The sequence below is a fragment of the Hirschia baltica ATCC 49814 genome, from assembly GCF_000023785.1.
GTDB lineage: Bacteria > Pseudomonadota > Alphaproteobacteria > Caulobacterales > Hyphomonadaceae > Hirschia > Hirschia baltica.
The window spans coordinates 1,560,501-1,574,012 of the sequence record NC_012982.1 but is presented as its reverse complement, the minus strand read 5'-3'; the positions used below and the strand labels follow the sequence as shown (position 1 = coordinate 1,574,012).

Below are 13,512 nucleotides of genomic sequence, written 5' to 3'. Positions count from 1 at the left end.
AGGTTTCCTTTTTGGTATAATGATATAACAATATGTGCCAGACAAAACTCAATATGACAAGAGGGAGCACACTCATGAGAATTATCGTTCTATTGAATCTCAAACCTGGAAAAGATGAAGCTGACTATTTAAAGTGGGCAAAGGAAACAGATCTTCCAACTGTAAACAGCTTAGCTTCCGTCAAAAACTTCCAGATATTGAAAGCAATTTCACTCCTTGGAAATGATGGCCAGCCACCTTACCAATATATTGAGATCCTAGACATAGCAAACATGCCACTCTTCACAGAGGAAACACGCACAAATGTGATGACTAAAGTTGCAGCTGAGTTCAATGAATGGGCAACTCCAACCTTTATTATTACCGAAGACTTGAGTGATGCATCATGAGTAAACGTTTTCTAGGTAAAACAGCCGTTATTACAGGATCAGGCAGAAAAAATGGGCTTGGTGAAGCTATTGCTATAAGGCTGGCATCCGAAGGCGCAAACATAGTCTTATCCGATATCGGTAGTTCTCGTGATATGGCTACCCCAAAGAATATGATTGGTGAACAGTCTGAAATGGAGCAGATCACTGAAACACTTCAAAATCTGGGCGCGAAAGTCACTTCAAAAGTGTGCGATGTCCGAAACCGAGATGAGGTCTTTGCACTTGCTGATCACGCAGCCAGCAGCCATGGGAGCCTAGATATTTGGGTCAACAACGCTGGTATAGGTTATATTATGAAACCGCTGTTAGAAGTCACGTCTGAAGACTGGCGCGCAGTTATTGACGTAAATTTGACTGGTGCATTTTTTGGCACCCAAGCAGCTGCGACACAAATGATTCAGCAAGGCAAAGGTGGCCGCATCATCAACATAGCCAGTCAAGCAGCTAAAAGCGGCTTCCATAGCGCACAAGCCTACACCTCATCTAAGCATGGTTTAGTCGGTCTTGCCCGTTCTGCAGCTATCGAGCTTGGTGAACATGCTATAACTGTAAACAATGTCTGCCCAAACCATGTTACAACAGGACTGGGCGCTTGGCAAAATGAGTATTTTGCTGAAAAACAAGGCAAGACACTAGAACAATATATGAAAGACATGGCTTCCAGAATACCTCTAGGTCGTCCGGGCCTCCCAAACGATACGGCCAATGCAGTAGCATTTTTATGCAGTAATGAAGCAGAATATATTACTGCAGAATCCATGAATGTTTCAGGCGGTGAAGAACCACACTAGAACCACGAATAGGCGGCGGTTTTTCACCGCTGCCTATAAAAAATTTCAATTTTCTAAAACAGAAACAAGCTCTTGATGAACATCGCTGATGAGTTCGATTTTTTCTATAAAGTGAGTAAGCTTTAAGTCCGCTTCATCTATACCACCATATGACAAACATGACCTCACCTTTTCGAGGTGCTGCTTCCTAGAGAGAGGCCACTCAGGGGCCCCAAATTGTTTGTCAACTCGAACCTCAATCCTCCGACCGTTCGTAAGTTTCGCAATTCCAACCGCCGGAGCAAATGCAGACCAATCTGTTGTTCCGTCACTTTCAACAAATATCTTCTCGGATAAATTCAAAAGCTTTGGATCGTCCAAGTTAGAGCGGGTAAAGTCGGATAACGATACCCCCCCCTTATGCAAAACATTTGCACCGAGCCAAGCAAAACAAAGTCGAGCATAGCTTACACTCATACCGGAAAAGGGTCGCCTACCCACCAAACGTTCAATTAAAGGCGGCGCTCTATAAACAAACCGATCCAGTGACTCTGTTGTTAAATTTTCGCTTTCAACCATGTTTTGGAGCGCTACTATTGCTCCATGCGCAGCCCTTCCTGTCGGAAACGGCTTCCAACTCACTTCTTGAATTCGATGATACCCTTCTTGAATCTTTAATGTAGCATTTAAATCCGCATCATTCTCAAATAACGAAAAATAGCCAAACGGTCCTTCTAACGAATTGGATGGAGCTGGAAACCCAGCAACTGCCAAATCTACAGCTTCTATTGCTGAGCGAGCTGCTCCAGCAACCTGCAAGGCAAGAGTTGGTTTTCCTTCAACATGAGCCTGCATGGTACCACTACAAAAGGACAAGGCATGCCCGAATGCTTGCCGAACAACATTATACTTCAATTGCCGCATGTGAGAAACCGCAATGACCGCACCGAAAATCCCTGCAGTAGCGGGGCGAAAGAATTTCAAACTGCCATTTACTGCAACACCTAAAGACGCAACGACTTCTACCCCCGCAATGAGAGCCGCTAAAAATTGTCGACCATCAACAGGGGCTTCACCCGCTTCAGCTAACAAAACGGAAGCAACAGAAGCCATGGGATGCGCTACGGCTGGTTCATGAACACAATCAAATTCCTGACAATGAATCTGGTAAGCATTTACAAACGCAGCATAAGGTGCGGCCAACCGCACCCCGGACCGACCTAAAAGAAAAGAAGAACCATCTCCGCAACTCCATTTTTGTGCTTGCGCACTAACAATGTCGGCTAAAGGTTCATTACGTCCCGCCACACCAACCGCCAATGTATCATGAAGAAATGTCTTCGCAGCAACACGGCTGGCATTTGATATAGCCTCCCAATGAATAGCAAGAGCGCCCTCAATCAATCTTTGGGTTGCATTTTCGCTCATAATTCAACAAGCACTTTTCCCATATGCCCGCCAGCTTCAAGGTAAGAATACGCTTCAGGCGTTTGCTCAAAAGGAAAAACTCGATCGATAACAGGCTCAATCTGATTTTCCGCTGCGGCGTTTACCAAAGCACAAAGCATCTCACGACTTCCAGCAGCTACTCCATATAGGCCTAAGTTTTTACCTATAATTGAGCCATAGTTTGCTAACCCCGTCGTCGCGGCACCCGCTAAAGCACCAATAATAGCAATACGGCCAAGTGGAGCTGCTGCATTGATTGATTGAGCTAAAGTCGCCTGCCCCGCTGTATCGACCACAATGTCTGCTCCACCGTTCAAAGCATCAAAAACAGCAGCTCCCCACTCAGGGGTTTCGCGATAATTCACAGTTACATCTGCACCAAGCCTCTTCGCAGCATCCAGTTTTTCATCACTAGAGGATGTAACGCACACTTTTGCTCCGTGCATCTTGGCGATTTGCATGGCAGCAATAGAAACTCCACCAGTTCCAAGCGTTACAACTTTGTCACCAGCTTTAATTTTACCAATTTCTACCAATGCATTCCAGGCTGTCAGCCCAGCAGCAGATAAAGGCACCACTTGTTGATCGCTAAGTGAATCAGGAACCTTAACCAAAGCGCTTGCAGGTATTGATACAAACTCAGCTAACCAACCATCTTCGGTAACACCTACATCACGCGCAAAAACAGCTTGAAAAAAAGGACCTCGGCTCCAAGACACAAAGTGAGGTGCGATAACGCGATCACCTTTAACAAATCCAGTTACATCCGAACCAACTTCTTCGACGCAACCAACACCTTCAGAGTTAGGAATTCGGTCTGCAGGACGTTTAGGTCCATATTCACCACAAATAATCCTAACATCGCGATGATTTAAACAAACCATCTTCACTCGGACAATTACGTTGCCTGGCGTCACTTTTGGCTCAGGCACTTCAACTGCAGTTAAAGACGAAATCCCAGCCTGCGCTCCAATGTGATATGCTTTCACGACGTTCCTCAATTCTAGACTAATATCAATTTTTGCGGCTTCTGGCTAAATTCGCCAGAATTAGCATCATTTGTATTATAAGTATACCAATTGAAGCTTTGTGTCACTAGTGGTGTGAATTTAATCGAGACATCTTTGAAAGTATTATTTTGTAAATTAACTTCAATCGTCTAAAGCCGATCCATGCAACTCAATTCTGATGTTAAATTTATCAGCTCTATAATTGGCGACAGTAACGAGAAAAGGTTGCTCATCCTTATCATAAACTGTTCGACCTATTCGCAACAATGCATCGCGAGGCTCAAGCTCTAAAGCATCTGACAGGCGTGCATCAGCTAAAATAGCGCCAATAGTCTGCTCTGCCCGTTCAGCTTTATAGCCAGCAAAATCGAGGACTTTAAGAATCGGCATTTTGGACAAATTAATCGCGGTGATATGCTCAGCTAGACGAGCAGGAACATAACTCACGACATGCCCAAGCGGCTGCCCATCCATGCACCGAATACGAATAGCACGTACGACAGGTTCGCCTTTTTTTAACTGTAAAGCGCTTGCAATGGTAGGACTAGGAATCTCCTTGACAACCTCAACAACATTAACAGTGGTGCCTGCTCCCAGAGCCATAAGCGAGTCGAGCGCCTGATTTATATCACCTTCTATAGGTTTAGCAGGTGATCTAAAGATAACTCTAGTTCCAAGCCTTCTACGACGTTCCACAAAATTGTTCTGAGCCAATTCATTAAGAACCCGACGCGCTGTTATCCGCGAGACGCTGAATAATTCTGTCATTTCTTGCTCAGTAGGAAGGACACTACCATATGGTCTCTGGCCACTCAGTATTTCGTCACGAATCTGCAAATATATCTGATGATAGAGCGGCATCGGTGCATCTCGATCTACGACGGTTTTGCGTTCACCTAGATCTTTAGGTCTCTCATCCCTAACCACGAATTCCCACTCCTTATATCAATATTTCGTCCCCCATTATATTAATTAAGGAATCGAACCACTTCCATCAATCATTCATTCTAAATATCGATTGAGATGTCATTCATATATTACATATAATATAGATAAATAAACAACAATGTTACCCAGAAGATTGGTCCATCCAGATTGTAAGGCCACAGAAAAAGCTTGAAATAATCCAGTTACTCGAAATTCAAGTGTTTCTACTTTTACCAGATATTGCAGCAAAAACTGAATACGCAGCATCTAGTACATTCGTTCCAGGACCAAAGATATCTATAACACCAGCCTCTTTTAAAAAACTGTAATCTTGTTCTGGAATTACTCCTCCAACAAATATTTTTATATCGTCTCGACTTAACTTCTTAAGAACATCTATTAATTCTGGAACCAACGTCTTGTGCCCTGCGGCTAACGAAGAAATACCAATAGCATCAACTTCACTGATAATTGCAAGCTCAGCGACTTCATCTGGGGTTGAGAATAGATCCGTCATGTTCACCCCAAATCCCAAATCAGCAAAAGCAGTCGCAATAATTTTTGCGCCACGGTCATGTCCATCTTGCCCCATTTTTGCGATCAAAATTCGTGGTGCTGTGCCCTTTTCATGCTCATATTTTTGTATATTAGCTTGAATATTTATATAAATGGGATCTTCTTTATATGCATCTGAATACACGCCCTTTATCACACGTGTAATCGGTTGGTGCCGCCCAAACACGTCTTCCAAAGCGTTAGAAATTTCACCCAATGTAGCCCTCGCTCTCGCGCACTCAACAGCCGCTCTTAAAATGTTTCCATTCCCGTTTTCAGCGATATCTTTCAACTTTTCTAACGTTGAGTTACATGCTTGTGAATCTCGAACAACCTTTACTTTATTTATACGACTAATTTGGCTTTTACGAACAGCTGCATTATCTATTTCAAGAATATTAATCGGATCTTCTTCTTCCAACCGATATTTATTCACCCCGATAACAACATCTTCCCCTTTGTCGACACGGGCTTGTCTCTTCGCAGCGGCCTGTTCAATCTTCAGTTTCGGCAAACCTTTTTCAATAGCTTTCGTCATGCCACCTTCAGCTTCAATCTCATTGATCATATCCCATGCCTGATCAACTAAGCCTTGAGTAAGTGCCTCAACATAAAATGACCCTCCCAACGGATCTACCACGTCAGTCACACCTGTTTCATATTGTAAAATCAATTGAGTATTTCGAGCAATCCTAGCTGATGTTTCAGTTGGCAACGCAATAGCTTCATCGAAACTATTTGTATGCAATGATTGAGTGCCACCTAAAACTGCTGCCATTGCTTCGTAAGCGGTTCGCACAACATTATTGTATGGATCTTGTTCCGTCAAAGAAACCCCAGAGGTTTGACAATGCGTCCTAAGCATTTTTGATCTTTCAGATTTTGCTCCTAGATTTGTCATAATCTTTGACCATATCTGACGTGCAGCCCTTAATTTGGCTGCCTCCATGAACACATTCATGCCTATACAGAAGAAAAAAGATAAACGCCCAGCAAACGCATCAATATCCAAACCTTTCTTCTTAGCTTCCCTTACATACTCCATTCCATCTGCAAGTGTAAAAGCCAACTCTTGCGCCAATGTCGCCCCTGCTTCCTGCATATGATACCCAGAAATGGAAATGGAATTATATTTGGGCATGTCTTGAGAAGTGTATTCGATGATGTCCCCAATAATCCGCATGCTAAACTCAGGCGGGTAAATAAACGTATTCCTAACCATAAACTCTTTAAGAATGTCATTCTGGATCGTTCCCGAGAGCTTGGAGCGATCAACACCTTGCTCTTCCCCTGCAACAATAAACATTGCTAACACAGGTATAACTGCACCATTCATAGTCATTGAGACAGACATTTCATCCAACGGAATACCGTCAAACAATATTTTCATGTCTTCTACAGTATCAATTGCAACGCCGGCTTTCCCTACATCACCTGCAACTCGAGGATGATCAGAATCATATCCTCGATGAGTTGCTAGATCGAATGCAACTGATAATCCTTTTTGACCAGCTTTTAGATTTTTTCTATAAAACGCATTGCTCTCTTCAGCAGTAGAAAATCCAGCATACTGGCGGATCGTCCATGGTTGATTCGCATACATAGTGGCGCGTACACCACGCGTATAAGGTTCAAATCCCGGCAGTTCTTTTTCAATGGAATCTGGAACATCTCGTTTCGTATAAACTGGTTTTATCTTAATCCCTTCAGGAGTTGTTTTATTCAAGTCATCAATTTCGCGTCCCCGCAACTCTTTAGCACCCAGCTCATACCAATCTTCTAATGTTGGGACGTTCATTTCACGAACTCCATAATAACATCATCCACCGCTAAATTTTCACCAGCCTTGACGCTTATTTTAGATATGACGCCTTTCCTCTCCGCACGCAGAGTATTTTCCATTTTCATCGCTTCAACAACCGCAAGTGCCTGACCATCTTGTACTTCTTGCCCCTCATCGACGAGGATAGACACAACAACTCCCGGCATTGGACATAATAGCAAGTCCGAAGTATCCATCGGCATTTTTATAGGCATTAATTTTGCCAATTCACCGCCACGTTCCGTTCTTACTTTGACATCATATTCACATCCACGATGCCATATAAAAAAACCTTCAGGGCGAGGTTTAACATGGAAGCTGAAGCTCTCCCCATCGACGACAGCTTGCATCAGAGGCTGACCAGGTGACCAGTCTGTTGATATCTGATGATATTGAGAGTTTTCAACACCTTCATCTCTTATTTGGGAAACATATCGGCCATCTTTACGATCAATATCTATATTTAAGGCCTGATCACCAACCTCCACTTTCCAACATTGAGAAACTTGTCGACGGTGATTAGCTATGCTCCCAGATATTTGAGCTGCTCTCTGTTCTTTGAGCATCTGCATCAATGTGCAAATCGCGCCAATTTTTCTCTCACTATCTTTAGTAGGCACCCCTCCTTCAAAACCATCGGGGTATTCTTCGGCGATAAAAGCTGTCGTTATATTTCCACTTTCAAAGCGAGGGTGGTCATACACAGCCTGCAAGAAGGGAATATTGTGACCAATTCCTTCAAGTTCAAATATATCAAGTGCAGACCTCATTGCACTTATACTCTCTGCTCTTCCTTTTCCCCACGAACATAGCTTTGCGATCATTGGATCATAGAACATCGAAATTTCACCGCCTTCATATACGCCAGTATCATTTCGAATAATCGTACCATCCATATACAAACCTTCTTGGGGCGGCCTGTATCTTTTTAAACGACCAATAGATGGTAAAAAATTACGGTATGGATCTTCAGCATAAATGCGGCTTTCCATCGCCCAACCATTTAATTTCACATCACTTTGTTTAAAGTTCAATTCATCGCCATTAGCTGAGCGGATCATTTGTTCCACAAGGTCCACTCCAGTAATCAACTCTGTCACCGGGTGTTCAACTTGAAGCCTTGTATTCATTTCTAAAAAATAGAAATTTTTGTCACCATCAACAATAAACTCAACAGTACCTGCACTGTCGTAATTAACTGCACGCGCTAGAGAAACAGCTTCTTCACCCATAGCTTTACGTGTAACTTCGTCCAAAAATGGAGATGGCGCTTCTTCAATTACTTTTTGGTTGCGGCGCTGGATAGAACATTCACGTTCACCTAAATAGATGATGTTTCCATGCTTATCACCCAATACTTGAATCTCTATGTGTCGAGGCTGAGTTACAAATTTTTCGATAAAAATCCGGTCATCGCCAAAGCTGCTCTTAGCTTCGTTTTTAGAAGACTGAAAGCCCTCTCTCGCTTCTTCATCATTCCAAGCAATGCGCATTCCCTTACCCCCGCCACCGGCGGAGGCTTTAATCATTACCGGATATCCAATTTTATTAGATATCTTAACAGCGGCATCTGAGTTCTCGATCAAGCCCATATGTCCCGGTACCGTTGAAACGCCAGCTTGTTGAGCCAATTTTTTTGATGTTATTTTATCCCCCATAGCTTCGATAGCTTTGGGGTTTGGCCCAATAAAAGCGACCTTCAATTTGGCAAGCTTTTTCGAGAACTCAGAATTTTCAGAGAGGAAACCATATCCAGGATGCACAGCATCTGCACCCGATTGTTTAATCGCCTCTATAATCTTATCAATCACAATATATGATTGATTAGCCGGTGGCGGGCCAATATGAATAGCTTCATCGGCCATTTCAACATGTAGTGCATTTTTGTCTGCGTCAGAATAAACAGCAACGGTTTTAATTCCCATTTTCTTAGCTGTTTTGATGACCCGACAAGCAATTTCACCTCTATTTGCAATGAGTATTTTCTTAATCATAGAGGTAAATTTCCGTGTTTTTTCCATGGGTTACTGATTTTCTTATCTTTCAGTAATGCAAATGCCCGACTAATCCGCCGTCTCGTGTTATGTGGTTGAATAACGTCATCAATGTAACCACGCTCAGCTGCTCTAAATGGAGACAAAAACGTCTCTTCATAGTCAGCAATATGCTGGGCTGTTTTGTCTTCATTTTTTAGATCCTGACGATGCAAAACTTCAACAGCCCCTTTAGCGCCCATAACTGCGATTTGAGCTGTCGGCCAAGCGTAGTTGATATCCCCACGCAAATGCTTGGATGCCATAACGCAATAAGCACCCCCAAACGCTTTACGCGTAATCACTGTCACCTTCGGAACAGTCGCTTCACCATATGCATATAGGAGTTTGGCACCATGTTTGATGACGCCGCCATACTCTTGAGAAAGCCCAGGTAAAAATCCAGGCACGTCTACGAATGTTAAAACTGGAATTTCAAAACAATCACAAAAACGAACAAACCTTGCAGCTTTACGTGACGCATCACTATCAAGGCATCCTGCCAATACTGTTGGCTGATTAGCAACGACTCCAATTGTCTGCCCCTCAATGCGAACAAACCCACAGAGTATGTTTTTCGCAAAGTCTGCCTGAATTTCAAAAAAGTCGCTTTCGTCAGCCACTTTCTCTATCAGTTCACGCATATCGTAAGGAAGGTTAGGATTTTCGGGTACAAGCGTATCTAGACTGTCTTCAATCCGGTCAGAACAATCAAAGAAAGGTCGACTTGGCGTGCCCTCTCTATTGTTGAGAGGTAGAAAGTCAAACAATCGCCGAATCTCGGCGATAGCCTCCATATCATTGTCATAGGCTCCATCTGCAACTGACGATTTGGACGTATGCGTTTTTGCGCCCCCCAATTCCTCAGCTGTTACGACTTCATTGGTGACAGTCTTGAGAACATCAGGCCCGGTTAAGAACATATATGAGCTATCACGAACCATAAAAATGAAATCCGTTAACGCAGGCGAGTAGACCGCTCCTCCAGCTGATGGCCCCATAATTACACTTATTTGCGGGATAACGCCCGAAGCAAGTATATTGTTCTGGAAGACATCGCTATATCCAGCGAGTGCTGCTACCCCTTCTTGAATCCTCGCTCCACCGGAATCGCTAAGACCAATAATAGGTGCGTTATTTTTAAGAGCCATTTCTTGAATTTTGCAGATTTTTTTTGCGTGCGTTTCAGATAAAGAACCTCCATAAACGGTAAAATCTTGCGCATACACAAACACTTTTCGTCCGTTGATCGTTCCCCATCCCGTAACAACGCCATCACCGGGGATATGGCTTTTATCCATACCAAAATCTGTTGAACGATGTTTGATGAACATATCAAACTCTTCAAAGCTATCGATATCAAGCAATAGCTCAAGGCGTTCGCGTGCTGTCAATTTCCCTCTGGAGTGCTGGCTGTCTATCCGCGTTTTGCCTCCACCGAGACGAGCCTCTTCGCGACGCACCGATAATTGCTCAAGTATAGATTGCATACAAATCTCCAGATCCAACAATCCGAGACGTTAATGCGCACAGGCTCAAAGGAAGAGCTTTTTCTTGCGTAATTGCATTTTTGTTGATTTAACTCAATTAACAAAAGTTGATGTGTGCGAGTATTATGAAAAAACCTAAATTATTCATTGGTCACAAAATCCGAGAAGCTCGGTTAAAAAACCAGATGACGCAAAAAGCATTCGCGGAAGCTTTGAATGTCTCAACAAGTTATCTAAACCAACTTGAAAACAACCAAAGGCACGTTACCGCAGGGATATTACTCGCACTTGCTCAAACGTTTGGACTAGACCTTAAAACTTTGGGCGGGCGTGAAAGCGACATCCTCTTCAATGAACTTAAGGAAGCTTCAAAGGATGAACTCTCTCATTTGTCGGAAATAACGGAGAGAGAGTTAGCACTCGCCGTAAAACATGCCCCCCAATTTGCGGCGGCTTATTCTCAACTCTACAAAACAGCAAACCAACTAAAACACTCATTGATAGAATTTGACCAAGCAAAAGCTGATTTGGGGTTATTCCCCACACCATATGAAGAAGTCAGGGATTATTATCACTCAATAGACAATTACATTGATGAGATTGACAAAGAGGGTGAGAAACTTTCTCAGATAACACATGATCCAACACTGCCAATATTTGATAGATTACAAAAATATCTACAAGACACCCATCAAATAAAGGTCATCTTTGGCGGCAGTGCTGATTACCCAAACTCTATTCGTTATTTCGACACATCGACAAAAACACTCCACTTAAACCCTTCCCTCCCTCGCTCTAGTCAAACCTTTCAAATCGCGTTCACCATTGCCCTGATTGAGCAAGACCAACTGCTAGACCAAATATTATCAAAACTAGAATTCAAGCATGAAGAATCCTATCAAATCTGCCGAATTGGACTGGCAAACTACTTTGCGGGAAGCGTTCTTCTTCCCTATGAAAGCTTTCTCGAAAGAGCTAGGCTCGAACGATATGATATAGACCTACTTCGTCATCACTTTGGTGCCAGTAGAGAACAAGTTTGTCACCGACTATCAACATTACAAAGACCCGGAAATTTAGGAATTCCATTCTTCTTTGCTAGAATCGATCAAGCCGGAAATATAACAAAACGCCATAGCGCAACCAAATTGCAATTTGCCCGATTTGGCTCTGCTTGCCCACTATGGAATGCTCACCAAGCCTTTAGCTCAGGCTCTGAAATCATTCGACAACTCGCCCAAACAAGTGACGGAGAACAATATCTCAGTTTCGCATTTGAAGTACAATCAAGGTCTGGTGGCTTCAAGGACCCCGTAAGGCGTCACGCGCTCACATTAGGCTGTGAGGTAAGTTATCTTAAGCAAATCGTCTATGGCGATGGCCTAGATGCAAAAAATGAAGACAATTTCGATCCAATCGGTATTTCATGTAGGACTTGCGAACGCAAAAAATGCCACCAAAGATCCATTCCTCCATCAAGACATCAATTCAACGTCAATATTAATCAGAGAAACCTATTGCCATACGAATTATAGGGCGTTGCCTGACAGGAACGTATGAACAGAATATTTTTAAATGAAGATTTCTAAAAACTGATACGATGAAAACATACACCGTCTATTTTAAACTACCACTAAGACTAGAAAAGTTTGACTTTGATAATAACAAATACCGACAATTGAAAGGTAGAAAAAACATCTACCAAGCCGCCGCGCAATTTTGTCTCAGTATCCTTCAATTGATTGATTTTTCACTCCATATACGCTTTCTATGTCCTAAAAAGGATGAGTTTTTTACAAATACACAAGAAGGCTCATTTATAAAATAACAAATAAAAACAATCGGGACGATCAATTATGGGCTTCACATTCAAAACAACACCTCAGATTCGATTTGAACGAAATGGTGCAGCAAATATAGGTGCACTTGTGAAAAGCCGAATGTCACGCCCTCTTTTTGTGACAGATAAAGACATTCTAAAATTTGGTTTGGCTGAAACAGCCTTCACCAGCCTCAAAGAAGCTGGGGTTGAATTTGAGGTTTTTGATGGCGTGGTCGCTGATCCACCTGAAGCTGTGATAAACGAAGCAGTCGAATTTGCCAAAGCACACAACACGGACGGCGTGATTGGTTTAGGAGGTGGCTCATCATTGGATACAGCCAAACTCATCGCTGTACTTTTGAAAGGCAAACAATCCCTTCACGATATTTTTGGTGTTGATCAAGTTGAAGGCGACCGATTACCCTTAATTCTTCTTCCGACAACAGCAGGAACGGGCAGTGAAGTGACTGCTATTTCAATTGTTACAACAGAAGATGACCGTAAAGTCGGCATTGTGTCAGATCAACTCTATGCTGATGTGGCTATCGTCGACCCAGTGCTGACAATGACAGCTCCACGTAAGGTCACAGCAGCCACAGGTATAGATGCGATGGTACATGCCATCGAAGCGCATACATCTGTTAGATTGCGTAACCCTTTATCATCGACATTGGCCAAACAAGCCTTACAATTGATGTCAGCCAATTTAATCAAAGCATGTGACACTCCAGATGATATTGAAGCCAGAGAGGCTATGTGTATTGGAGCAACTTTAGCTGGGCAGGCATTTGCAAATGCACCGGTCGGCGCAGTCCACGCAATGGCATACCCGCTGGGTGCTTTATTTCATGTGCCGCATGGCGTTTCCAACGCGCTCATGCTCTCTCCTGTTCTAAAATTCAACTGTGAGAAAGCAGCCGAACAATATGCAGAATTAGGCCCTTATGTCGGTGTAAAAGCCGATGCGGATGCGTTTGTTGAAAAGATGATTGATCTTTGCAAACAAAGCGGTGTGCCACTCAAATTGCGAGATGTTGGCGTCAATCACAATGACTTACCGCGTATGGCGGAAGATGTAATTGCAAATACACGCCTCATGCAAAACAACCCCAGAGAAATGAGCTATGAGCAAGCATTGTCTCTGTACCAAGAGGTGCTTTGAGAGAATGGCTGGCCTATATAAAGGCCAGCCAATTACTATTA

10 protein-coding genes are annotated in these 13,512 nt (G+C 43.1%); 4 read left to right on the top strand and 6 right to left on the bottom strand.

Annotated features, from left to right (window positions below; all coding sequences use genetic code 11):
* Window positions 1-74: 74 nt before the first annotated feature.
* Both HBAL_RS07485 and HBAL_RS07480 read left to right on the top strand, forming a co-directional pair.
* Window positions 75-389: a hypothetical protein gene (locus HBAL_RS07485; protein ID WP_015827334.1), complete on the top strand. Its 315-nt coding sequence runs from the start codon at window positions 75-77 to the stop codon at window positions 387-389.
* Complete coding sequence (locus HBAL_RS07480) at window positions 386-1,222, top strand: SDR family NAD(P)-dependent oxidoreductase (RefSeq protein WP_015827333.1); 837 nt, start codon at window positions 386-388, stop codon at window positions 1,220-1,222. Before HBAL_RS07485 ends, HBAL_RS07480 begins: the two co-directional genes overlap by 4 nt.
* 45 nt (window positions 1,223-1,267) lie before the next feature.
* On the opposite strand, the gene HBAL_RS07475 is transcribed toward HBAL_RS07480, so the two are convergent.
* From HBAL_RS07475 to HBAL_RS07450, 6 genes are all read right to left on the bottom strand, one after another.
* Window positions 1,268-2,629 carry an MmgE/PrpD family protein gene (locus tag HBAL_RS07475; protein WP_015827332.1) on the bottom strand — a complete coding sequence of 454 codons (1,362 nt, stop codon included), beginning with the start codon at window positions 2,627-2,629 and terminating at the stop codon, window positions 1,268-1,270.
* Window positions 2,626-3,639 (bottom strand): zinc-dependent alcohol dehydrogenase family protein, encoded by a 1,014-nt coding sequence (locus tag HBAL_RS07470; protein WP_015827331.1) that lies wholly within the window; start codon window positions 3,637-3,639, stop codon window positions 2,626-2,628. The genes HBAL_RS07475 and HBAL_RS07470 overlap by 4 nt, the downstream gene beginning before the upstream one ends.
* Before the next feature lie 162 nt (window positions 3,640-3,801).
* Window positions 3,802-4,587, bottom strand: a complete 786-nt coding sequence (locus HBAL_RS07465) for a GntR family transcriptional regulator (protein ID WP_015827330.1) — start codon at window positions 4,585-4,587, stop codon at window positions 3,802-3,804.
* Window positions 4,588-4,801: 214 nt separating this feature from the next.
* Entirely contained in the window at window positions 4,802-6,940 is a 2,139-nt protein-coding gene (gene scpA / locus HBAL_RS07460; protein WP_015827329.1) for a methylmalonyl-CoA mutase, read from the bottom strand.
* Entirely contained in the window at window positions 6,937-8,958 is a 2,022-nt protein-coding gene (locus tag HBAL_RS07455) for an acetyl-CoA carboxylase biotin carboxylase subunit (RefSeq protein ID WP_015827328.1), read from the bottom strand. Before HBAL_RS07455 ends, scpA begins: the two co-directional genes overlap by 4 nt.
* The gene (locus HBAL_RS07450; protein WP_015827327.1) at window positions 8,955-10,487 is read right to left on the bottom strand and encodes an acyl-CoA carboxylase subunit beta; all 1,533 of its coding nucleotides are present in this window, start codon (window positions 10,485-10,487) and stop codon (window positions 8,955-8,957) included. Before HBAL_RS07450 ends, HBAL_RS07455 begins: the two co-directional genes overlap by 4 nt.
* Window positions 10,488-10,612: 125 nt before the next feature.
* Between HBAL_RS07450 and HBAL_RS07445 the strand changes: the two genes are divergently transcribed.
* Together HBAL_RS07445 and HBAL_RS07435 are read left to right on the top strand one after the other, a co-directional pair.
* Complete coding sequence (locus HBAL_RS07445) at window positions 10,613-12,022, top strand: helix-turn-helix domain-containing protein (protein WP_041301476.1); 1,410 nt, start codon at window positions 10,613-10,615, stop codon at window positions 12,020-12,022.
* 318 nt (window positions 12,023-12,340) lie between these two features.
* Window positions 12,341-13,471 (top strand): iron-containing alcohol dehydrogenase, encoded by a 1,131-nt coding sequence (locus HBAL_RS07435; protein WP_407635709.1) that lies wholly within the window; start codon window positions 12,341-12,343, stop codon window positions 13,469-13,471.
* Window positions 13,472-13,512: the final 41 nt, after the last annotated feature.